16 protein-coding genes are annotated in these 22633 nt (G+C 67.0%); 4 read left to right on the plus strand and 12 right to left on the minus strand.

Translation table 11 applies throughout. The features are described from left to right. Positions 1-18: 18 nt before the first annotated feature. The 10 genes from HW932_RS04545 to HW932_RS04590 form a co-directional block, all read right to left on the minus strand. Positions 19-801: a hypothetical protein gene (locus HW932_RS04545; protein WP_176975299.1), complete on the minus strand. Its 783-nt coding sequence runs from the start codon at positions 799-801 to the stop codon at positions 19-21. Between the two features lie 128 nt (positions 802-929). Beyond that, positions 930-2081: an efflux RND transporter periplasmic adaptor subunit gene (locus HW932_RS04550; protein ID WP_176975300.1), complete on the minus strand. Its 1152-nt coding sequence runs from the start codon at positions 2079-2081 to the stop codon at positions 930-932. Positions 2082-2167: 86 nt separating this feature from the next. Continuing rightward, entirely contained in the window at positions 2168-2596 is a 429-nt protein-coding gene (locus tag HW932_RS04555; protein WP_176975301.1) for a hypothetical protein, read from the minus strand. Then, on the minus strand, positions 2597-3148 hold the full coding sequence (locus HW932_RS04560) for a chemotaxis protein CheW (protein WP_176975302.1): 552 nt from the start codon (positions 3146-3148) through the stop codon (positions 2597-2599). Between the two features lie 8 nt (positions 3149-3156). Further along, positions 3157-4836 carry a GGDEF domain-containing response regulator gene (locus HW932_RS04565; protein ID WP_176975303.1) on the minus strand — a complete coding sequence of 560 codons (1680 nt, stop codon included), beginning with the start codon at positions 4834-4836 and terminating at the stop codon, positions 3157-3159. A 38-nt stretch (positions 4837-4874) separates the two neighbouring features. After that, positions 4875-5222, minus strand: coding sequence for a response regulator (locus HW932_RS04570; RefSeq protein WP_176975304.1), 348 nt, complete (start codon positions 5220-5222; stop codon positions 4875-4877). Positions 5223-5266: 44 nt separating this feature from the next. After that, positions 5267-7567 (minus strand): hybrid sensor histidine kinase/response regulator, encoded by a 2301-nt coding sequence (locus HW932_RS04575; protein ID WP_176975305.1) that lies wholly within the window; start codon positions 7565-7567, stop codon positions 5267-5269. Positions 7568-7580: 13 nt separating this feature from the next. After that, on the minus strand, positions 7581-9233 hold the full coding sequence (locus tag HW932_RS04580; RefSeq protein ID WP_176975306.1) for a CheR family methyltransferase: 1653 nt from the start codon (positions 9231-9233) through the stop codon (positions 7581-7583). Then, complete coding sequence (gene cheB, locus HW932_RS04585) at positions 9230-10288, minus strand: chemotaxis-specific protein-glutamate methyltransferase CheB (RefSeq protein ID WP_176975307.1); 1059 nt, start codon at positions 10286-10288, stop codon at positions 9230-9232. The genes HW932_RS04580 and cheB overlap by 4 nt, the downstream gene beginning before the upstream one ends. Then, positions 10285-12252: a methyl-accepting chemotaxis protein gene (locus tag HW932_RS04590; RefSeq protein WP_176975308.1), complete on the minus strand. Its 1968-nt coding sequence runs from the start codon at positions 12250-12252 to the stop codon at positions 10285-10287. Before HW932_RS04590 ends, cheB begins: the two co-directional genes overlap by 4 nt. A gap of 131 nt (positions 12253-12383) precedes the next feature. Here HW932_RS04590 and HW932_RS04595 point away from each other — a divergent pair, with 131 nt between their 5' ends. Beyond that, positions 12384-12758: an acyl-CoA thioesterase gene (locus HW932_RS04595; RefSeq protein WP_176975309.1), complete on the plus strand. Its 375-nt coding sequence runs from the start codon at positions 12384-12386 to the stop codon at positions 12756-12758. A 15-nt stretch (positions 12759-12773) separates the two neighbouring features. On the opposite strand, the gene HW932_RS04600 is transcribed toward HW932_RS04595, so the two are convergent. After that, a complete protein-coding gene (locus HW932_RS04600; RefSeq protein ID WP_222932218.1) occupies positions 12774-13220 on the minus strand; it encodes an acyl-CoA thioesterase in 447 nt (148 codons plus the stop codon). A gap of 111 nt (positions 13221-13331) precedes the next feature. Beyond that, positions 13332-13928 carry a hypothetical protein gene (locus HW932_RS04605; RefSeq protein ID WP_343046956.1) on the minus strand — a complete coding sequence of 199 codons (597 nt, stop codon included), beginning with the start codon at positions 13926-13928 and terminating at the stop codon, positions 13332-13334. Positions 13929-14192: 264 nt separating this feature from the next. On the opposite strand from HW932_RS04605, the gene HW932_RS04610 reads away from it, so the two are divergent. From HW932_RS04610 to recQ, 3 genes are all read left to right on the plus strand, one after another. After that, complete coding sequence (locus tag HW932_RS04610; RefSeq protein WP_176975310.1) at positions 14193-19724, plus strand: alpha-2-macroglobulin family protein; 5532 nt, start codon at positions 14193-14195, stop codon at positions 19722-19724. Positions 19725-19980: 256 nt separating this feature from the next. Further along, positions 19981-20580 carry a hypothetical protein gene (locus HW932_RS04615; RefSeq protein ID WP_176975311.1) on the plus strand — a complete coding sequence of 200 codons (600 nt, stop codon included), beginning with the start codon at positions 19981-19983 and terminating at the stop codon, positions 20578-20580. A gap of 176 nt (positions 20581-20756) precedes the next feature. Then, entirely contained in the window at positions 20757-22619 is a 1863-nt protein-coding gene (gene recQ / locus HW932_RS04620; RefSeq protein ID WP_176975312.1) for a DNA helicase RecQ, read from the plus strand. Positions 22620-22633 lie beyond the last annotated feature (14 nt).

Genomic DNA, 22633 nt, shown 5'->3' on the forward strand with positions numbered 1-22633 from the left:
ACGCGCATCCCTCTGAACTTAGAGTCCCTGCTCGCGACGGTAGTCGCGCATCGCCTGATCAGCCATGTCGAGCTGCCGGTCGTTGCAGTTTGGCCGCGCATCGGTGCGTCGGCCACGCCGGTCGTAATAGACGGCGCAGTCGTTCCTGAAGACCGCCTCGGCTTCACCGTTGCGGCCGATCATGATCTCCGGGGGCGGACCGCCTCTGCCGGGCCCGTATCCGCTGCCGCGCTCGTCACCATACTGATCCCGGCCGCCTCGGTCGTATCCGCCTTCACGGCCCCGTCCGCCGCCCTGGCCACGTCCCTGTCCGAGCAAATAGGCATCGACGGCATCCTCGGCACGGCGTCGGTCGTTCGAGCTGCAGCGGCTGTCACGGGTGATCAGCGTGCCATCGCGATCGTAGAGCGCGGTGCAACCGCTCGGCATCCGCACCTCCAGTTCGCCGGAGCGACGCGGCACGACCTCGGGCGCATCACCGCCACCCGAGCCGCCGTCACGGCGGGGCGCGCGGCGTTCGTCGTACTGGATCTCGACGACACGCCGCCGCTGGATCTCGCAGGTCCAGGGATACTTCCGCCCATCGATCTTGGTCTTGCCCTCGACCCGGTAGTTCTTGTCGCCCGGCAGTTGGACGACCTGCTCATCGCGCAGATCGATGAGTCCGTAGTCGCTGCGCAGTCGGGCCTCGCAGTCGCGGATGGCGTCCCTGGTGTCATAGGCCAGGACGGTTCCGGGGACCGCGAGTGCCAGGGCGAGCAGGAGGCGGGTCGGGGTGGCTCTGTGTGGGTTATGACGCATGATCGTTGAGTTCCATGGATGGGTCGGATCAAACGGAATGATGTTGCGTTGCCGAGCCGGTCGGATGCGGATCGGGCGTTGCGCATGATAGCGAAGTCCTTGCCGGGGCGGCGGTCGAAAGACTCGGCTTATCGACGACCGGCATGCGAAGGTGCGGGTTCCGCGACTCGCACCAGATCGCCGTCGGCAAGGAAAACGACGCCGCTGTCGACGACTTCGGCTTTGGCCTCCAGTCCGGCGGTGATCTCGACCCGATCGCCCAGGCGTCGATCGACCCCGACCTTGGTTTGGATCACGGTCCTGTCCGGCTCCAGCCGGAACACATAGGTGAACCCCTCGCGCGTCAGCAGCGCCGACTGGGGCAGTGTCAGGGCGGGAGCCGCACCGAGATCCAGCTCGCCGCGGACGAACATCCCGGCGCGCAATGGCTGGCCGGTCGTCTCGGCGGGCAGGTCGACATAGACCAGTCCGGTGAGCGTGCGTGCATCGACGGTCGGGGCGACGCGCCGGATCCGGCCGTTCACCGGCGTTCCATCAGTGGCGAGGATACGGGCCGGGCCGCCCGGTTCCAGCCGCGCCAGATCGGTCGCCGGCACCTCGGCGCGCCATTCCAGTCGGCTGTCGCGGATGAGGCGCAGCAACTCGTCTCCGGGCTGGACGAGCGAACCCTGGGCGGCGCTCAGCGAGGCGACGATGCCAGCGACGGGGGCGCGCACCTGGGTGCGTGACAGGCGTAGCTCCTCGGCGCGAACTCGCGCGCGGGCGGCATCGAGTCGGGCCAGCGCGGTTCGTTCGGCGCTCAGGTATTGATCGGCCTGCTGGGTGCTGAGCGCCGCCGTGCCCCGCGACTGACGCGCGCGATCGGCGTCGGCGCGGGCCTCGGCGAGCAGTGCCTCGGATTCGGCCAGGGCGGCGCGCGCCTGTTCGAGCGCCGCCGTCACGCTGTCGCTGTCGATCCGGGCGAGCAACTGACCGCGCTCGACCCGGTCGCCGATCTCGACCGGCGCCTCGACGAGTCGATCGCCGCCGATCTCGGCGCCGACGATCACCTCGCGCCAGGCGGCGATCGTGCCGGTGGCGGCGATCGTGCGCGGCCAGTCGCGGATCTCGGGGCGGGTGGTGGTGACGGTCAGGGCCGGTTTGGCCGGCCCGGCAGGCGCGTCATCGGCCGCCTGGATCCAGGCCGGTTGTGCGACCGGGCCGAATATCAAAATCAGTCCCAGGCCAAGGCAACGGAACCGGCCGGATCGTCGAGGATGGGCGTTGTCGGGTGCGTGCATGTCGGTATCGTTCAGGGGCGGCGGATGACGCTGAGCAATCAGGACTCGACGGTATTCAGGCGCAGCATCAGCGTCAATACAACCCATCATCCACCCTTGGGCGGCAGGCGCCAGGCATCGAGGATGATCAGCAGTCGGTCGCCGGTCGGCTCCGCGATCCAGGTCAGGGCGCGGACGCCGTTGGCACGCTGGCGCGCCGCCAGCAGGGACGGGCAGGGTTGGATGGCGCGTGTCGGCAGCTCGAAATGCACCACGGGTTCGTCGACCCGGATGTAACGTCGTCGGTCCGGATGGATGATTTCGAGCAGGCGTCGGCGTGGCCGTTCGGATGCGGCCACCTCGGGCAGTTCGAGCAGCTCGGCCAGACTGGGCGCCTCTGTGTCTTCACTCAGGTCGCACATGGCGCCGATCTTGGCTGCCTCCAGCGCCAGACACAGCCCGCCACTCTCGCACCGAACCAAGGCGATGGTCTCGGACGCCGACGACGAACCGCGCTCGGACTCGTCCGGACGCACTCAGCCCGCCCCGCTCAGGTAGTCCTGAAACAGCGCATCGAGATTCAGCAGGAGTACGCTGCGCTCCTGCAACTGGAAGACACCGCGCGCCGCGCGCCGCAGCGATTCGGGCAGGGTATCGGGCACCGGCTGGAGACTGTCCTCGACGACATCCAGCACATCCACGACACGATCGACCCGCAGTCCGCTGCGCATCGGCTCGCCGCCGACTTCGAGTGACCCCTGAGCCAGCAGGATCGCGCCCTGGCGACCGGAGGCCCCATGCTCGATCCCCAGCAGATCCCCCAGCCGGATGACCGAGGTGATGTCGCCGCGCACGCTGATGACGCCCTCGAGCGCCGGCGGACAGCCGGGGACGAAATGGATGGTCGACAGCGGCAGGATCTCGCCGACCTGAGCCCCCGGCAGCGCCTGGAGCCGCTCGCCGATGGCGAAGACCACGAGCTTGACGGTGGGCGCGTCGACTTCGACCAGTTCTTTCTCGCCGCTGCGGCGGCGTTCCAGGATCTCGCCCAATGGATCCTGATTCGGGTGCAGGCTGTCGGAGGCCATCGCGGTCGTCACTGCCGGCTGTTGGTATGGGCGATCAGGATGCGATTGCGTCCCGCGCGCTTGGCCTGGTAGAGCGCGGCATCGGCCGCCTCGATCAGGGCCGAGGGATCGCCGTATTCGGGGAAGGCCGCCAGCCCGCCGCTGAAGGTACAGTGGAACTCGGCTCCGTCGGCCAGGAAGGTCACGGCCGCGAAGCTCTCGCGCAGCGCATCCATGATGGACTTGGCCTGCTCGGCGTCCAGACCCGTCATGATGACGGCGAACTCCTCGCCGCCGTAACGCCCGACGATGTCGGACTCGCGCAGTCGCAGTCTGAGCGTGCGCCCGAGCGCCATCAGCACCTGATCGCCGATCGGATGCCCATGGGTGTCGTTGACGGCCTTGAAGTGGTCGACGTCGATCATGGCCAGACAGAGCCGGCGTTCGGTGCGCTGACAGGAGGCCATGGCGACCTTGAGCAGTTGCAGGATGGTGTTGTGGTTGAACAGCCCGGTGAGACTGTCGCGGATCATCAGTGAGCGCAGGGTGCGCATACGCTCGGCGCGCAGATGCACCTCGGTCACCAGCCGCTCCGGTTCGATCGGCTTGGTCAGAAAACCGTCGGCGCCGACTTGCAGCGCCTTGAACTGGCGTCGCGCATCGGTTTCAGACGACACATAGATGATCGGCAGTCCCAGATAGCCGGGGATCTGGCGCAGCACGCGCGCCAGTTCAGGGCCTGAGCACTTGGGCATGTAGAGATCCATCAACACCAGATCGGCGTCGAAGTCCTCCAGGATCGCCGGCACGCGTTCGGGTTCGCTCGCGACGCGCGTGACCATGCCGGCCGCTTCCAGCACCATGGCATAGAACTGACCCACGTCCGGGTCGTCGTCGACGATCAGGATGTGATAGGGATCGGGCGTGCCGCGACTGGTGAGCTGATCGAGCAGCTCGGCCAGTTCGACCGCCTTGACCGGTTTGCGACAGTAAGCATGACCACCGGCCTTGATCGCGCGCAGACGGGCCTGGAAGTCGTCGCGCATCGACATGAAGAGACAGGGAATGGGCGCATCCAGCCGGGCATTCAGTTCGGCGATGGCCGCCGGCCCGGCATCACGCCCCTCCGGAAACATGATGTCCATGATCATGGCCGCCGGCGGTCGGCTCAGAACCGCCTCGCGCAGTGACTCCAGTGAAACGTGAGGCTCGACCCGATAGCCGAAGCAGCCGAGCTGATCGGATAGGTCGCGTGCCAGTAGCGCATCGTCGTCACAGAGATAGATGAGGCGCTGATTCGAGCCGTCCTCGTCGGCGCGTTGCGCCGGCAGGGCGAAACGCGGGCCGCTGTCGGCCGTCATGGCGCTGTCGACGCTCAGCTTGAGTTCTTCGAGCGTCTGGACGTGCCGGCGCAGATCGGCGAGCAGATTCGGCGAGAGCCGCCGGTCGCCGTCGAGTACCTCGCGCAGGGTCTGCTCGGCTTCCTTGGCCGAGGCGTTGATGGCGTCGAAACCGAAGGAGGCGCCCGATCCCTTGAGCGTATGGAAGATGAGATGGAGCTGACTGAGCGGCTCGTCCTGGCGTTCGCCGGCCGTGAGGGCGGACAGCAGCTCGCGCGCCTGACGCAGACGGTCGGGAAGCTGTTCGATGAAGGAGGCGCGCAGACGCCGCTTGCGTTCCTGGAAGGAGTCCTGGGGGCCGGCCGGCATGTCGATGGCGCCTCGCTCGTGTCTCCAGTCGTTGCGGTTCAGAATCGGTCGAGCAGTTCGATCAGGCGCTGCTCCAGCGCGCCGTCCTTGCTCAGACAGGCATGGAGTCCGGGCGCGCGCTCCAGCAACGGCGCCGGGTCGTCCCCGGTCAGGAGCACGAAGGGCCGTTCCAGGCCGCGTTCGCGCAGTTCCTGAAATAACTCTAGTCCATCGAGCAGCGGCATGTGCAGGTCCGAGACCACCAGCTCGAAGGTCGCATCCTCGCTGAGTTGCTCCAGGGCCTCCAGGCCGTGTTCGGCGAGCCGGCAACTGTGTCCGGCCTCTTCGAGGACGGCCAGGGTCATCTCGCCGGCCAGCGGATCATCGTCGACGATCAGTATGCGCATGGGGTTCTCGGATCCTCGAATCAGGGGCGGGTGCGCGTCGGGCGCTAACCTAACAGATTCATGAGTGTATCGACCAGACTCGATTGATTGAAGTCGCCCTTGACGATATAGGCGTCGGCGCCGACCTGGATGCCGCGCTGCTTGTCTTCCGGCTTCTGGCGCGAGGTGACGATCACGATCGGCGTGGAGCGGTACTGCTCGTGACCGCGCAGGCGCGCCGTCAGGGAGAAGCCGTCCAGCCCCGGCATGTCGACGTCGGTGATCACGGCGTCGAAGTGTCCGCCGAGCGCCTTTTGCCAGCCGTCGAGTCCGTCCTCGGCCAGGGTGACGCGGTAGCCGTGGGCCTCCAGGATCTCGCGCTCGATCTCGCGGGTGTTGAGCGAGTCGTCGACGACCAGCAGGCGCTGTCCGCCGGGCGTCTGATGGGGCTGGTGACGGTCGGCGTTCACCAGGGGCGTCTCGCCGCGCAGCCGGCGCGCCATCTCCAGCAGCGCCGGCGCCTGGAGGATGCTGACCAGGGCGTTGTCGCCGGTGACGACCATGCCCGTCACCAGCCCGCCGGCGCGCAGATGGGCCGGCAGCGGTTTGATGACCATGTCGCGCTCGTCGAGCAGCCGATCGACGATCAGGCCCAGCTTGGTCTGGCGCGACTGGATGACCACCACCAGCCAGCCGGCTCCGGACAGTTCACCGGCCGTGATCTGGAGTGCGGGCAGGTCGCCGGCCTGAACCAGGGGCAGGAATTCGTTGCGCAGCACCATGGCCGGGCGGTCGCCGACCAGCAGGGTTCGGTCGCGCGGCACCCGGATCAGCTCGGCGATCTGGCGCGCGGTCAGCCCGAAGGCGCGTCCGCCGGCCTCGAACAGCAGCACCCGCATCACGGCGAGCGAGGCCGGGAGCTGGAGACCGAAACGGGTGCCGAGGCCGGGACGGCTGGAGATCGACAGCGAGCCGCGCAGATCCTCGACGATGGCGCGCTTGACCACGTCCAGGCCGACGCCGCGCCCGGAGATGTCGGTGATGATGGCGCTGGTGCTGAATCCGGGCAGCAAGCAGAGATTCTCGACGGCCTCGTCGTCGAGACCTGGGGCGCGGGCCGGATCGATCAGGCCCTTCTGGATCGCCTTGGCGAGGATGCGTTCTCGATCGAGTCCGCGACCGTCGTCCTCGATCTCGATGAGCACGCCGACGCCCTCCTGGCGTGCCGAGAGTCGCAGTCGCCCGAGGCGCGGCTTGCCGGCGGTCTGGCGTTCGTCCGGGGATTCGAGTCCGTGGTCGATGGCGTTGCGCAGCAGATGCACCAGGGCATCGCTCAAGTGATCGATGAGCTGACGATCCAGCTCGATCTCGCCGCCGCTGATCTCGCAGTGGACGTCCTTGCCCAGCTCGCGTCCGAGTTGGCGCGCCAGGGGCGCGATCGGCTCGAAGACGATGGCCAGCGGCAGCATCCGCATCACCAGGGCGCGATCGTTGAGTTCGGTCGTCAGGCGTTCCTGCTCCTGGACCAGATCGCGCAGGGCGAGCGTGAAACCGTGCATGGCCTGTGACTGGGCCGTCAGTCGCTCGCGGTCCGGTTCGGTCTCGGCCGACGCCAGCGCAGCCAGGGATTTGTCGAGGGTGCGGGCCTCCAGCAGCTTCAGACGCAGCTTGGCCTGATTGGAGACGACCTCGCCCATGAGCTTGATGAGCTCGTCGAGCTTGTCCATGCGCACCCGCACGCTGTCGGGGGCGCGCAGGGCAGTCGGGGCGTCGCGTGCCGGTTCCGCCGGTGGCTCGGTCGGCGTCGGCGCGGGCTGAGTCGGAGTGCTCGTCCCTGCCGCCGTCGCCGCTGAAGGCGAGGGCGCCGCAATGCGCGTCGGCTCGGGTTCAGGTTCAGTTGCAGATGACGCCGACTCAGCCCCGCTCCCCTCGCGGGAGAGGGGTTGGGGAGAGGGGGAAAACGACTCGGCAGGATTCCCTTCAGCCGCCGCCGCGAGTGCCGCGCAGAGTGCTTCATCAGCGGGCGGGATCTGACCCGCGTTCGGCTCCACCTGTTCGACCAGAGCGCCGATGGCATCCAGAGACCGCATCAGCAGCGCACCGAGTTCGGGGTTCGGGCGTACCCGACCCTCGCGCAGTGCGCCCAGCACCTCTTCGAGCTGGTGCGCGGTGTCGGCGATGCCCGTCAGCTTGAGCATCCGCGCCGAGCCCTTGATGGTATGGGCGGCGCGGAAGAGTTCGTTGATCGAATTGCTGTCCAGACCGGCGCCCGAAGCCAGCGGCGCCAGTCCGGCTTCGAGCCGCCCCAGATGGTCGCGGGCCTCGCCAGTGAAACGGGGTAGGAATTTCTTGATGTCCAGGGCCATGATGGGTAACGGCTCAGACGCTCGCTTCGAGTCGGGTCAGACGCAGTCGGCACAGTCGGTGCAGATCACCGAGCGCCAGGGCCGGCGCGCCGATCAGGATCGCCTGCGGATCGACGCCCTGAGTGTCGCGTTCGATCTGGCGCAGGACGATGCCGTACTCACGCCGCGCCAGTTCCGTCTGCCCGCTCTCGCGATAGACCTCGGCGAGCTGGAAATGGGCCGGCCAGGCTTCGGGCTGGTGGTAGATGGCGCGGCGCAGGAAGGCGACGGCCTCCGTCGTCTGCTTCTGGTGCCGGGCGCCGCGTCCCAATAGCAGCAACCCCTCCAGATTCCATTGATCGCTCTCCAGCACCTGATGCGCCAGCGCCATCGCGTCCGCGATCCGATCCTGCTCGAACAGCAGATACGCCTTGAGCATCAGATCCTTCGCCCTTGGCTGGGGACAAGCACAGAGCGGTTCGAGCCGTTCGAGCGCCGCCTGATGACGTTCGGACTGGGCGAGCGCGAGCGCCTCGTCATGGATGGCGTCCGCCGCCGAGTCGTCGAAAACCGGCGAAACCAGCGGCTGGGAGCGCGTGACCGGCACCGGAGCCGAGATCGGCGCGCCGCTGTCAGCGTGCAGAACGGGCGGCGCCGGCCGCATCGCTCGGGCCGGCGACGAGGCTTTGGCGTCAGCCACCACCAACGCCCCATTGGAGCGCCGAGTCGAAGCCGCCGAGCCACTGTTCGCTAAAGACGGCTCCAGCTTAGCCCCTCTCCCATTGCGGGAGAGGGGAGCGGGGGCGAAACGATCGACAGAGCCGATGTGTTTTTGCTTCGCCTCAAACAGCGGACGAGTCACGGACGCCGTCCCCATCCCCGGCGGCTCGTTGACGAACAGAAACACCCCATCACGCTCGCGCAGCGTCAGGATGCCGAAGTCATTGGCCAGCGTCTCCGAGATGCCGACGATCAGATAGCCGCCGGGCGCCAGCAGCGTCTTGAGACGCTCCAGCACCCGCCGTCGGGTCGGCTCATCGAAATAGATCGAGACATTGCGAAAGAAGACCACATCCTGACCGGCCAGCGTCTCGGGATAGTCGGCGGCGAGCAGGTTGAGCGGCTGGAAGCTCACCCGTCGGCGCAGACTCTCGTCGATCTGGAAATAGTTGGCGTCGACGGCACTGAAGTAACGCTCCTGGAGCTGAGGACTCAGAGCGCGGAACGAGAAACGTCCATAGATCCCGGCACGCGCACGCTCCAGCACCGCGCGATCGACGTCCCCGGCGTTGACCTCGAAGAAACGCTCGGCCAGCTCGCCATAGCGCTCGCGCAGGGCCATCAGGATCGAATAGGGTTCCTCGCCGGTCGAGCAGCCGACCGACAGTAGCCGAACAGGTGAATCGGAGGCACGACGCGCCAGCAACTCGGGACAGATCCGCTCGGTCAGCAGCCGCAGATGTTGGGACTCGCGATAGAAGTAGGTCTCGTTGATGGTGATGAGACTGGTGAGCGTGTGCAGCTCGGTCTCATCGTCGCGCAGCCGCGCCAGATAGTCCTCGGGCGAGCGGGCGCCGACGGTGTCGAGGCGCTTGACGAGCAGCTCGCGCCAGAGATCATTGCCATAGGCGCCGGCATTCAGCCCCAGATGCTCACGAATGAAGTGCTGGATGGATTCGAGATTCATGGCGCCGTGCCCGCGAGACGGCACAGCGCGCCCGCGATCTCGTCGAGCGGCAGCACGCGCCCGATGGCGCCGGCGAGAATGGCCTCGCGATTCATGCCGAAGATGATCGAACTGGCCTCGTCCTGGGCCAGGGTCTGACCGCCTGCGGCACGGATGTCGAGCAGCCCGCGCACGCCGTCACGGCCCATGCCGGTCAGGATCACGCCCAGCGCCTGCTCGCGGTAGCGCTCAGCCACCGAGCACAGTAGCCGGTCACAGCTTGGATGATAGATGTCGCGCTCGTCCGGTTCGACATAACGCAGACACCGATCGGCACTCAGGATCAGATGCCGGGCCGGATCGGCCAGATAGACGCACCCTGGTTGTGGCCGCTCGCCGGCCTGGGCCACCACGACCTTCAGCGGACAGAGGGCGTTGAGCCAGTCGGCCATGGCCTCGGCAAAGCCGACCGACAGATGCTGGGCGATCAGGACCGGAGCGGCGAGCGTCGCCGGCAGCTGGGGCAGCAGGGCGGCCAGCGCCTGGGGGCCGCCGGTGGACGAAGCGATGGCGATCAGACGTTCGCCCCGGCTGTCCGGATGATCGCCGACCGCCACCGGCGTCGAGAGCGGCTGGAGCACCAACTCGGACTGAGGCACGAGCGCGGTACAGCCCGACTGCCGTCGAATGTGCCGGATCACGGGTACCCCGGCGAGCATCCGTAGCCGTCGCGCCAGGGCGCCGCCATCGTCGATCCTCGGCTTGGCGGCCGCCTCCAGCGCCCCGCGCGCCACCGCCGACATGGCATTGTGCGAGTCGGCCAGATCCGAGAGCACCAGGATCGGCGTGGCCCGCGCCGCCATGATCTCTTCGATGGCGGTCAGACCGTCCATCACCGGCATCTGCAAGTCCAGGGTGATGACATCGGGCTTGAGTTGGAGCGTCAGCTCCAGCGCCTCACGCCCGTCGGACGCCTCGCCGCAGACGCTCAATCCGGGCTCGGACTCCAGCAGGGCGCGGATGAGCGCCCGCGCCGAGCCGCTGTCGTCGACCACCAGGACGCGGATCGGTTTCATACGTCGCCCTGGGTCTTCTGAGGTAAGGCCGTCGGCGGCTCGGATTCGGTCGGCCGTTCATCGAGCACGAAGCGGTCGACCTGGCCTTTGAGCGTCGCCGACAGTTGCGTCATGCTCTGGGCCACCTGCGAGATGCGCCGCACCGACTCGGCCGTCTCCGCGCTGGCGGTCACGATCTCCTTGAGCGCGACCACGACCTGATTGCTGGCGGTGCGCTGCTGCTGGGTCGAGAGACTGATCTGCTGGGCCGAGCTGGTGGTCTCGCTGGCGGTCTGCACCAGCTCGTGCAGGAAATCGGCGGTGCGCGCCGAGGCGTCCAGTCCCTGATCGATCCCGACCGAGCCTTTTTCCGACGTGATGACCAGCCGGCCGATGGTCTCCTGGATCTCGCCGATCTTGTGCGCGATCTCGGCGGTCGACTCGCTGACCGAATCGGCCAGACGCCGGATCTCGGCGGCGACCACGCCGAAGCGTTTGCCCGCCTCACCCGCCGATGAGGCCTCGAGCGCGGCATTGAAGGCGATCAGCTTGGTCTGATCGGCCACGGTGTCGATGATCTCCATGATGCGCGTGATCTCCTTGGACTTGCCGCCCAGATCGACGATCTCCTTGAGCGAGACCTGATTGTCGTGGCGGATCTCCTCCATCTTGTCGACCAGTTGACGCATCGCGTCCTCGCCCTGGCGGCTGCCGTCATAGGTGCGGCGCGCGATCTCGACCACCGAACCCGAGTATTCGGCGATCTGGGCCGAGGACGAGGACAGTTCCTCCATGGTCGAGGTGATCTCGGCCACCGAGCTGGACATCTCGCTCGACGTGGCCGCCTGACCGTCGACGGCCTGGGCGATCTGGCGCGCCGCCTCGTAGACCGAGATCGCATTGCGCTCGACCTCCGCGACCAGATCGCGCAGATGACGGCGCATCCGGTCGGTCGCGCCCGCCAGCTCGGCCAGCTCGTCGCGTCCGTCCAGGGCGACGGCGCGCGCCAGATCGCCGCCGGCCACACGATCGACCCCCAGGGTCAGGCGTTCGATGCGCCGGGCCAGTACCCGCGCCGAGACCAGCGCGAGCACCAGACCGATCGCCAGCACCAGACCGCCGAGCATCCAGGTTCGCTCGATCGCCCGCGCCCGGATCTGGCTGTAGACCTGACGATCCTTGGCGACCTCGATCACGCCGAGCGGCTGGCCGGCATAGTCCCGAACCTGTTCGGCATAGACGGCCATGCTCAAGCCGCCGATGGTCAGTTGGGCATACTGGGGCGTGCCGGCGGCGGCCGCGGCGATGGTCGCCTCGTCGAGAAGCGGACGCTCACCGGCGGTGCTGGCGAAGGTCTCGATCGTGCCGTCGCGGGTCAGATGAAGCGCGGCCTCGACGCCGTGGCGTGCCTTGAAGCCCTCGAAGAAGGCCGGCCCGAACGACATGCCGAACTCGACCGAGCCGAGATGACGCCCCTGATCGAAGACCGGAACCATGCCGCGCGCGCCCAGACCGGCGACGCCGGACTCCAGGCCGCGATGGGGCGTGCGGCGGGTATTGGTGTCGACGACCGAATGCCGGAAGCCGGAGAGATCGTCGCCGTATTTCTCGATCTGGTGCAGCCGCAGGAAGGAGGTCGCGGGCGGGGTGTGGAACTGGAACTGGACCGCGCCATAATCCTTGCTCAGCACCTCATAGGACGCGAGGAGTTGCTCGCGCAGCCAGTCGCGATCGCCGGCGGCGAAACGCTGCCGGACCTCGGGGATGTTGGCGACCAGGGCGCTCATGGCCTCGGCCAGCCGGGTCTCGGCCTCGACGTCGAGCCGGATGCGTTCGGCATACTGGCGCAGCTCGGTGCGCTCCGCCTCCAGGGCCAGACCGTCCAGGGCGCGCAGATTGAAGAAGGACAACACCGAGACGGCGAGCAGGATCGCGGTCCCGGCACCGATCATGTAGTTGACCCAGAGACGGAGGTTGGTGAACATCGATCGCTATCTCGTGCAGGCCGCGTCTGGCGCGGACGTTGAAACCGCGTTTCCGACGGATGCTAGCCTAAGCCGAGCCGCCAAAGAAGACCGTCACCCAAAAGAAGATTCAAACCGCCTCTGGAGTCGTCATGGAGAGTTACACCGTCGTCCGTCCCGAACATCTCAACCACTACGGCCATCTGTTCGGCGGCTGTCTGCTCAAATGGGTCGACGAGATCGCCTGGATCGCCGCCAGTCGCGACAATCCGGGCTGTCGTTTCGTCACCATCGGTATGGATCGGGTGGAGTTCCATCGCGGCGTCGAGCTGGGCACCGTGCTGCGCTTCGTCGCCGGCGAGAGCTGTCGGGGGCGCACCTCGCTGACCTATGGCGTGAGCGTCTATGCCGACGATCTGGAGACCGGACGCGAGGAGCCGATCTTCTCGACCTGTATCACCTTCGTGCGGCTCGACGAGCAGGGGCGCAAACTTCCACTGTCCAGCGCCGAACCGACCCTGGTCTGACGACCGGCGAGCGCATCACTCCATCGGCTGGGTGCGAGCGATGACATGGCTCATCAGCCCTGCACGCAGCGCCTCCGGCAGCGACTCGCCGACATGCACCTCATCCGTCACCAGGACATGGATGGTCCTGGCCGTGGCCATCTCCTCGCCGGCTTCGCTCAGGAAGCGATAGCCGATCGCGAACGAACGCCGGCGCAGATCCTCGACCTGCACCTCGACCCGAACCCGGTCGCCGTGGCGCATCGGGCGCCGGTAGTCGGCCTCGGCATGGGTCAGGGGCAGCAGGATCTCGCCATCGCGGAGCATGGCGTCGATCGGATAGCCGATATGCTCCATGAAGGCCTCGAGCGCGTCCTGCGCGTGCCGGAACAGATGGGCGAAGAAGAGCCGTCCGGCTGCATCCGTGTCGTGCAGCCGAATCCGATAGTGGTACTGGAACGCAAGCCCCGTCGTGTGGATCAAGTCGATGGCCCCAGGCTGGAGGACTGTTCAGGGGGGAGACACATCCCTGTGTCCGGACGTCCTGTCGGGCGTGTCAGAGCCTGGAAAATGCCCGACGCACCCGATCGCGCTTCAGGACGAACGCTTGGAAGCCACCGAGCCACGGGTGCTCAGCAGGAAGAACGCGGCCACCAGGAAGGCGACGATGGCCAGGGCGATGACCATGGTCACGGGCTTGTTGGCCGGATCGACGACCTTGAAGGGCTCGCCGAGCTTGACCAGGATGGCCGAATGGCTCGGATCGGCCAGCAGATAGCCGCAGAAGCCGAGGAAGACGCCATAGACGACCATCTTGGTGTCCAGATAGAGGCCGACCAGCAGAGCGACCAGAGCGGTCATCATGACCAGAGTCACGGCGGCCTTCTGACCACCGAGGGCCGAGTCGACGCCCATCTTGTGCAGGATGGTCAGCACCCAGGCCAGGGCGCCCCAGATGATGATCTGCTTGGCCAGATAGAACAGACGCGAGTCGCCCCGCACATAGGCATTGCCCCAGGCGGTGACCAGCGAGATGAGTCCGATGACCGGAACGAAATAGCCCCAGTAGACGGCGATGCCGCTCGCGTTCTCACGGGTGAGTGCGAAGAGCGCGACGGTGCCGGCATAGAGGATGATGAGCGGGAACAGGGCGAGCATCAACGAGCCTTGCGATTTTGCGGATGTTGTCACGACGAACCCTCCTAACGTTTTGGGTTGCTGTGGTTGATAGCCGATAGCCTGTGTGAAACTGCAAGCGAGACCACCGAATCGGTCAAGCCCGCCGATAGTAACCTCACTGAAACTGCGTGTTAAGGGCTGGACGCGAACTCGATGAGGCGCCCTCACCCGACTTTGGGCGAAAAGTGTTCACGCAATCCATGTCGCGCATTGCTCGGACGCCGCGGGAGGACTAGAGTTCATCCTATCCGGTCCACTGTCGATGGGGTCGTCACCATGTCCGCTTCCGTGCCCGTCTCCTTGCTCGGTCGTCTGTCGCTGCTGCTCTGTGTGGTGCTCGTCTGGCCGGCCGATCGGGTTCCGGCCGCCGAGCGCGCCATCGAACTCACGCCCGGCATCGACTACTTCGGGCGCGATTACTCGACCCTCAAATCCGTCACACTGGAGGATTGCCAGGCGGCCTGTCTGAACGACAGCCGCTGCCGCGCCTTCACCTACAACACCAAGGCCGAATGGTGTTTCCTCAAGGAGAGTCACGAGGAGGCTCGTCCGTTCGCCGGTGCGGTCTCCGGGCATGTCGTCGAGCAGACCGGACAAGCCGCAGGTACGGACAACACGACACCACGCCCCGTCTCGTCGACTGTGCGATTGGCCGATCTCGGTTTTCTGCCGCCGCGTGAACTGGGAGAGGCACGCCGTCTGGCCGCCAAGCTGGCGAGCGCGCCCGTGCCAGAGGTCAAGCTCGCGACCCTGACGGCTCAGGCGCGCACGGCGCTGCAATCCAAGCAGCCGGCTCAGGCGGCTGCGCTCCAGTCCCAGGCGCTGCGTCTGGTGCCCAATGATGGGGGACTCTGGACAGCGTTGGCCGAATCCTCGCTCGCCGCCGCTCAGAGTGGTGATTGGGACGAGCGTCAGCGTCATCGCCAGCAGGCGACGGCGGCGGCCATCAATGCCTATCCGCAGGCGCGATCGGTTGACGAACGGGCGGCCACCCTGGCGCTCATCGCCCGCACTCTGGCTCAGCGTGAGGAATGGCGCGCCGCAATCCGCGCCAATCGGGCTTCGCTCGCCCTGGTCGAGTCGCCCGAACTGCGCCGAATCCTCGACCAGCAGATCGCCGAGCATGGCTTCCGCATCACGGGGCACGAGGTCGAATCGGACGCCGCCAGCCCGCGTATCTGCATCCAGTTCAGCGACCCGCTCGATGTGCGTCGCCCCAATCTCACCGACTTCGTGCGCGTCGTCGCCCGCACCGATCTGCCGATCGAGGCCGAGTCCAAACAGATCTGTATCGACGGCGTGCGCCACGGCGAGCGCTATCAGGTGCTGGTGCGTCCCGGACTGCCGGCCGCCGATGGCGAGACGCTGAGCAAAGGCTCGGAACTCGACATCTATGTCCGCGACCGTGCGCCCATGGCCCGTTTCCTCGGGCGCGCCTATGTGCTGCCCAAGGGCGGCGAGGCAGCGATCCCGGTGGTCTCGGTCAATACCGATACCCTGGAAGCCGAGGTCCATCGGCTCGGTGATCGCGTTCTGACCCAGGCACTGGAAGAAGGGCTGCTGGAGCAACAGCTCGGGCGCTGGAACCTGGAGCGCATCCAGGAACGCACCGGCGAGTCGATCTGGAAGGGCGCCATCGAGGTCAAGCCCGAACTCAACCGCGAGGTGACGACGGCGGTTCCGGTCGGCGCCCTAGTGTCGGAACTCAAGCCCGGCATCCATGTCCTGACCGTGCGCCCGCGCAACGCGCCCGACGACGGCAGTTCGCTCGCGACTCAGTGGTTCCTGGTCTCGGATCTGGGGCTGACCACGCTCGCGGGTAACGACGGACTCCATGCCCTGGTGCGCTCGCTCTCCAGCGCCAAGCCGCTCGGACGGGTCGAGGTGCGGCTGGTCGCCGTCAACAATGAGATTCTGGGCCGCGCCACGACGGATAACGAAGGCCATGCCCGCTTCGATCCCGGCCTGCTGCGCGGCACCGGCGGCAATGCTCCGGCGCTGCTGGTGGCCGAGTCGTCGGCCGGAGACTATGCCTTTCTCGATCTGACCCAATCACCCTTCGATCTGAGCGACCGGGGCGTCGAGGGCCGGCTGCCGCCCAAGCCGCTTGACGTCTATCTGGTCAGCGAGCGCGGCGCCTATCGTCCGGGCGAGACCGTGCATCTCACGGCGCTGGTGCGGGACTCGCGCGCGCGGGCGGTGACGGATCTGCCGATCACGCTCATCGTCAAGCGTCCGGATGGGATGGAATATCTGCGCACCCTGACCCAGGATCAGGGGCAGGGCGGTCATGCCGCCGATGTCCAGCTCACCAAGACCGCGCCGCGCGGCACCTGGCGCGCGGCCGTCCATGCCGATCCCAAGGGGCCGGCGCTGGCCGAGCTGGCGTTTCTGGTCGAGGACTTCCTGCCCGAGCGGCTGACCTTCGAGCTGGATTCGTCCAGTCCGACCATCGATCCAGCCGATCCGCCATCGCTCACACTCGACGCCCGCTTCCTCTACGGCGCACCGGCCGGCGGGCTGGCGCTGGAAGGTGAGGTCCAGGTGAAACCGACCGATACCCTGGCGGCTTTCCCCGGTTATCGCTTCGGTCTGGAAAGCGAGGAACTCGAACCGCTCGGTGCGCCGCTGTCGGGCGGGCGCACGGATGCCGCCGGTCATGCCGAGGTGCCTCTGGATCTACCCGAGATCCCGCCGACCACCAAGCTGCTGGAGGCCGACATCCAGGTGCGGGTGCTGGAGGAGGGCGGACGTCCGGTCGAGCGCCAGCTCAAGCGTCCGGTCGCGTCCAAACAGACGCGGATCGGTCTCAAGCCGCTGTTCGATGGCTCGGTGGAGGAGGGCGGCAACGCCCGGTTCGAGGCCATCGCCATCGATCCCGATGGCCGGCGCCAGTCGCTGTCCGGCGTGCGCTGGACCCTGGCGCGGCTCAAGACCAGCTTCCAGTGGTACGCCTCCGACGGCAACTGGAACTACGAACCCATCACCACCACTGAGCGCGTGGCCGACGGCACCCTGGATCTGGACGCGCTCGATGCCGGGCGGATCGAGGCGGCGGTCGACTGGGGGACGTATCGTCTGACGCTCTCGACCCAGGACGGCGCGGTGCTGCCGGTCGATCTTGAGTTCGAGGCCGGCTGGTACGTCGAACCCAAGACGCAGGATACGCCCGATCTGCTCAAGGTCTCGCTCGACAAGCCGAGCTATCGGGTCGGCGAGACGGCGCGGGTGCGGCTCGAACCGCGCTTCGCCGGCCTGGCGCTGGTGATGGTGGTCGACGACCGGCTCATCAGTATGAAAGCGGTCGAGGTGTCCGAGAACGGCACGACCGTCGAACTGCCCGTGACCGCCGAGTGGGGACCGGGCGCCTATGTCACGGCGGCGCTCTATCGTCCGATGGATCTGGAGGCACGCCGGATGTCGGGCCGTGCGCTCGGTCTGAGCTGGGCGGGCGTCGATCCGGGGTCACGCAAGCTGGCGCTGGCGCTGCCCGAAACGCCCCAGCTCACCGGCACGGTGCGCCCGCGCCAGACCATCGAGATCCCGGTCCGGGTCGAGGGCGCCAAGTCCGGACAGCCGGTCTATGTCACGGTCTCGGCGGTCGATCTCGGGATTCTGAACCTCACGCGCTATCAGCCGCCCGCGCCGGACGACTGGTATTTCGCCCAGCGCCGGCTGGGGATGGAGATCCGCGATCTCTATGGCCGGCTCATCGACCGGATGCAGGGCGTGCCGGGCGTGGTGCGCACGGGAGGCGACGGATTGAGTCTGGCGATCGAAGGCCCGCCGCCGACCGAGGAACTGCTCGCCTATCACTCGGGCATCGTCAAGCTCGATGATCGCGGCCAGGCCAGCGTCTCGGTCGAGCTGCCCGACTTCAACGGCACGGTGCGGGTCATGGCGATGGCCTGGAGCGCCGAGGGCGTGGGTCATGCGGTGCGCGATCTGACGGTGCGCGATCCCATCGTGGTCACGCCGACGCTGCCGCGCTTCCTGGCGCCGGGCGACCGCTCGCGGTTGTTGCTGGGTCTGGACGCGGTCGAGGGACCGGGCGGCGAAGTTGGACTCTCGGTGGCGGCTGAAGGCGATCCGATCCAGGTCGCGCCCGAGTCGGCCCGCTCCAGTCTGACGCTGGCCGAAGGCGAGCGCGCACAGACCAGCGTCGCGCTTCAGGCCGAATCGGTCGGCGATGCGCGGTTGAACATCGATCTGCTGACCCCGGACGGTCAGACCCTGCGCAAGACGCTGCGGGTGCCGGTGCGCTCCAATGCGCCGCGTACCAGCCGCACCGAAGTGGTGACGCTCAAGCCGGGTGAGGAACTGACCCTGGATGCCGGGCGGCTCGCCGACCGTGTGACCGGAACCGGCTCGCTGCTTGTCTCGATCGGCGGGGCCGGACGGCTGGATGTCGCCGGACTGCTGATGGCGCTCGACCGCTATCCCTATGGCTGTGCCGAGCAGCTCACCAGCCGCGCGTTGCCGCTGCTCTACCTCAACGAGGTTGCCCAGACCGCCGGACTGGCCGGCGAGGGCGGGGCGAACGAACGGGTCCGCACGGCGATCAGCGAGATCCTGTCCAAGCAGGACAGCAGCGGCAGCTTCGGTCTCTGGGGCAACGACGGCGGCGGCGACACCTGGCTCGATGCCTATGTCACCGACTTCCTCACCCGTGCGCGTGAGAAGGGCTACGCCGTACCGGATGCGCCCTTCCAGATGGCGCTCGACAACCTGCGCAACACCCTCAGCTATGCCCCGGACTTCAGCTCGGGCGGCGAGGACATCGCCTATGCGCTCTATGTGCTGGCCCGCAACGGCCGCGCTGCCATCGGTGATCTGCGCTATTACGCCGACACCAAGCTCGACGCCTTCGCCACCCCGCTGGCCGTATCTCAGCTCGCCGCCGCGCTCGCCATCCAGGGCGACCGCCCGCGTGCCGACGGGCTGTTCCGCAGCGCGCTCGGCAAGCTGGCACAGAGCCATGACGATCGGCGCTGGCGCTCGGACTATGGTTCGCTGTTGCGCGATGGGGCCGGGCTGCTGACGCTGGCCGCCGAGAGCGAATCCTCGGCGGTGAATCTCCAGTCACTCGCGCAGCGGCTCCAGGCGCTGTGGGTGGGCGAGTCCTACACCAGCACCCAGGAACAGGCGTGGCTGCTGCTCGCGGCCCACGCCCTGATGCAGTCGAGCGAGCAGCCGGCCTTGAGCGTCGACGGGGCGGCGCAGGCGGGCGTCTTCCATCGTCGTGTCGATGACACGCAGCTTGCAGCACGTCCGCTGTCGATCGTCAATCGCGGCGCGAGTCCGGTCGAGGCGCTGGTCACGGTGACGGGCGTGCCGCGCGTGCCCGAGCCGGCCGGCGGTCAGGGTTATCGGATCGAGCGCGCTTATTACGATCTGGAGGGGCGACGGGTCCGGTTGGCTGAAGTCGAGCAGGGGCAGCGTCTGATTGCCGTGCTAACGGTTCAGGCAACTGAGCCGCGTCAGGCGCGTCTGATCCTCAATGATCCGCTGCCGGCCGGGCTGGAGATCGACAATCCCAACCTGATCCGCGCCGGCGATGTCTCGGGCATCCCCTGGCTGGGCCTGGAGAACGAGGCCAGACACACTGAGTTCCGTGCCGATCGCTTCATCGCCGCCATCGATCGCGATGCCGACGACTCGGCGCAGTTCCAGCTCGCCTATCGGTTGCGCGCGGTCTCGCCCGGTGTCTTCGCGCATCCCGCCGCGACCGTGGAGGACATGTATCGGCCCAGTCTGCGTGCCTGGACCGAGACTGGGACGGTCGAGGTACTCGAGGCGGCAAGATGAAACCGATCGCCGCCAAGCGCAACCGGGTGAAGGCTATCTGGGACGAAGAACTCAAGGTGTTGGCCAAGCACATCGAGCGCCTGGAAGCCTCGGTGCGAATACGCGTCGAACATCCGTTTTACCGGACATCGCCCAAGCCCGGCTTCACGCACTGCAAGGCCACGATTCAGGCCGCTCATCCGGTCGTGTTGCCAGTGGCCTCACCCATGCGTAGCATCCGCGACTGCCATGCCGTTTCTACAACCAGAGGTTTCCAGTGGCCAGTCAGGCAGTCCGCGCGTCCATCCAGGGCCAACCCTTCAATGACGTTCTCAACGAATTACACGCCCATACCTTCTCGGGCGCCCCTGGGGAGTCCGACCCCTTTACCCTCAGCGAACTCGACCGCGAGTTCATCGCCTATGCACTGGCGATCTACTATCAGTGCGACCACTGCCAGCACTACCACGGGCGCGTGATCGAGCGTCTGCGCAAGGAGAGCGACGCCAAGCCCTGGGCCTGGCAGGCCGAGTTCGTCAAGATCGTGCTCTTTCTGCGTACCAGTCGTGCGAGCGTCTCTGAGGTCGAGTGGCAGGGCTGGGTCGAAGCCTGGCGTCGCTTCGCCGCCCGTCTGCATTACCGGCATCCAGGTTTTGCCTGCAACATCGCCTATGCCATCGGCATCTCGCGCGCCGATGAGGCCTTGATGGAATTGGCGTTCGCATCCTTGACCCAGCACTATCCGGACGGCGAGACCCTGCTGGGCGTCATCCGCGACATCGACCGCGTGGTGGTCTTCATGAAGGCCGCGACCTCCAAGAATCGCACCGACCCCATCGTGCGCCGCCAGCTCAAGACGCGCGGCGTTCAGATCTGAAGCACCTGTCGTTCGTAAACCGCATCGCGCCGTCCGGATCGGATGCTGATGCGGTTCGAACTCTGCTGTTTCGTGTTCATGGCATGCCGCTTCAGCGCTTGAAGCCTGTTTGTTTTTGATCACGTTTCTGCTATAAGCAACACGAAAAGTTTCTTGCAACCCAGTTGTCGAGTCCGATGAGTGAATCAGCGCGCGAGATCCTGAGCCGCGTCTTCGGCTACGACCGCTTTCGCGGCGCCCAGGCCGAGATCATCGAGCACCTGATCGGCGGCGGCGATGCCCTGGTGCTGATGCCCACCGGCGGCGGCAAGTCGCTCTGCTATCAGATCCCGGCCCTGATCCGGCCCGGAACTGCGATCGTGGTCTCGCCCCTGATCGCACTGATGCAGGATCAGGTCGAAGCCTTGCGTCAGCTCGGCGTGCGCGCGGCCTTCCTCAATTCCTCGCTCGATCTCGACGAGGCGCGTGCCGTCGAGCGCTCGCTGCGCAACGGAACCCTGGATCTGCTCTATGTCGCCCCCGAGCGCCTGCTGACCGAACGCTGTCTGGCCCTGCTCGATTCGATCGAGATCGCGCTCTTCGCCATCGACGAGGCGCACTGCGTCTCTCAATGGGGCCACGACTTCCGGCCCGAATACATCCAGCTCGAGTGCTTGCAGGAGCGCTGGCCCCAGGCGCCGCGCATCGCGCTCACCGCCACCGCCGACGCCCCGACCCGCAACGAGATCGTCGCCCGGCTGCGGCTGGAATCGGCGCGCCGGTTCGTCTCCAGCTTCGACCGGCCCAACATCCGCTATCGCATCGTCGAGAAGACCAATCCGCGCCGGCAGTTGCTCGACTTCCTGCGTCGCGAGCATCCGGAGAGCGCCGGCATCGTCTACTGTCTCTCGCGCCGCCGGGTCGAGGAGACGGCGGTCTATCTCGAATCCGAGGGGTTCAGGGCGCTGCCCTATCATGCCGGTCTGCCGTCCGAGATGCGCCGCGAGCATCAGGCCCGCTTCCTGCGCGAGGACGGGCTGATCATGGTCGCCACCATCGCCTTCGGCATGGGCATCGACAAGCCGGACGTGCGCTTCGTCGCCCATCTGGATCTGCCCAAGAGCCTTGAGTCCTATTATCAGGAGACCGGACGCGCCGGACGCGACGGTCTGCCGGCCGATGCCTGGATGGCCTATGGCCTGAGCGACTTGGTGACTTTGCGTCGTCTGATCGAGGAATCCGAGGCCGAGGAGCGCTTCAAGCGTATCGAGATGCACAAGCTCGACGCCATGCTCGGACTGTGCGAGACGACCAACTGTCGGCGCCAGGTGCTGCTGAACTATTTCGGCGAGCCGCTGGAACAACCCTGCGGCAACTGCGACACCTGTCTGGAGCCGGTCGAGACCTGGGATGGTACGGAAGCTGCGCGCAAGGCGCTGTCCTGTATCTATCGCACCGGACAGCGCTTCGGCAGCGCCTATCTGGCCGACGTGCTGCTCGGTAAGTCCAATGAACGCATCCGCCGCTTCGGCCATGATCGGGTCAGCACCTTCGGCATCGGTCAAAGCGTCGACGGGCGTCCGATGACGGCCGATCAGTGGCGCTCGGTCTATCGCCAGCTGGTGGCCGCCGGGCTGGTGTCGGTGGACGTCGAGGGGCACGGCTCGCTGCGGCTGACCGAGGCCAGTCGTCCGTTGTTGCGCGGTGAGTGCGGCATCCAACTGAGGCGCGATCCGGAACGCAAGCGCGGAGGTGACAGGACGCGCGCGCCCCGTGTCGCCGCGCCGAGCGATCCGGAGGCGGCCGATCTCTGGCAGGCCCTGCGCGCGCATCGTTTCGCGCTGGCTCAGGAGCAGGACGTGCCGGCCTACATCATCTTCAACGATGCGACGCTGCGCGCGATGCTGGAACAGCGACCAGGCACACTGATCGAGATGGGACGTCTGCCCGGCATCGGCGAGACCAAGCTGGCGCGGTTCGGGGAGGGCTTTCTGCGTGTGATCGCCGAGCATGAGGCCCGTCAGGGCGGCCGGCCATCGTCGCGAGCAGTGGGTGAGTGAGGTTGGTGCAGGGA

The sequence above is a fragment of the Allochromatium humboldtianum genome (assembly GCF_013385175.1).
Lineage (GTDB): Bacteria > Pseudomonadota > Gammaproteobacteria > Chromatiales > Chromatiaceae > Thermochromatium > Thermochromatium humboldtianum.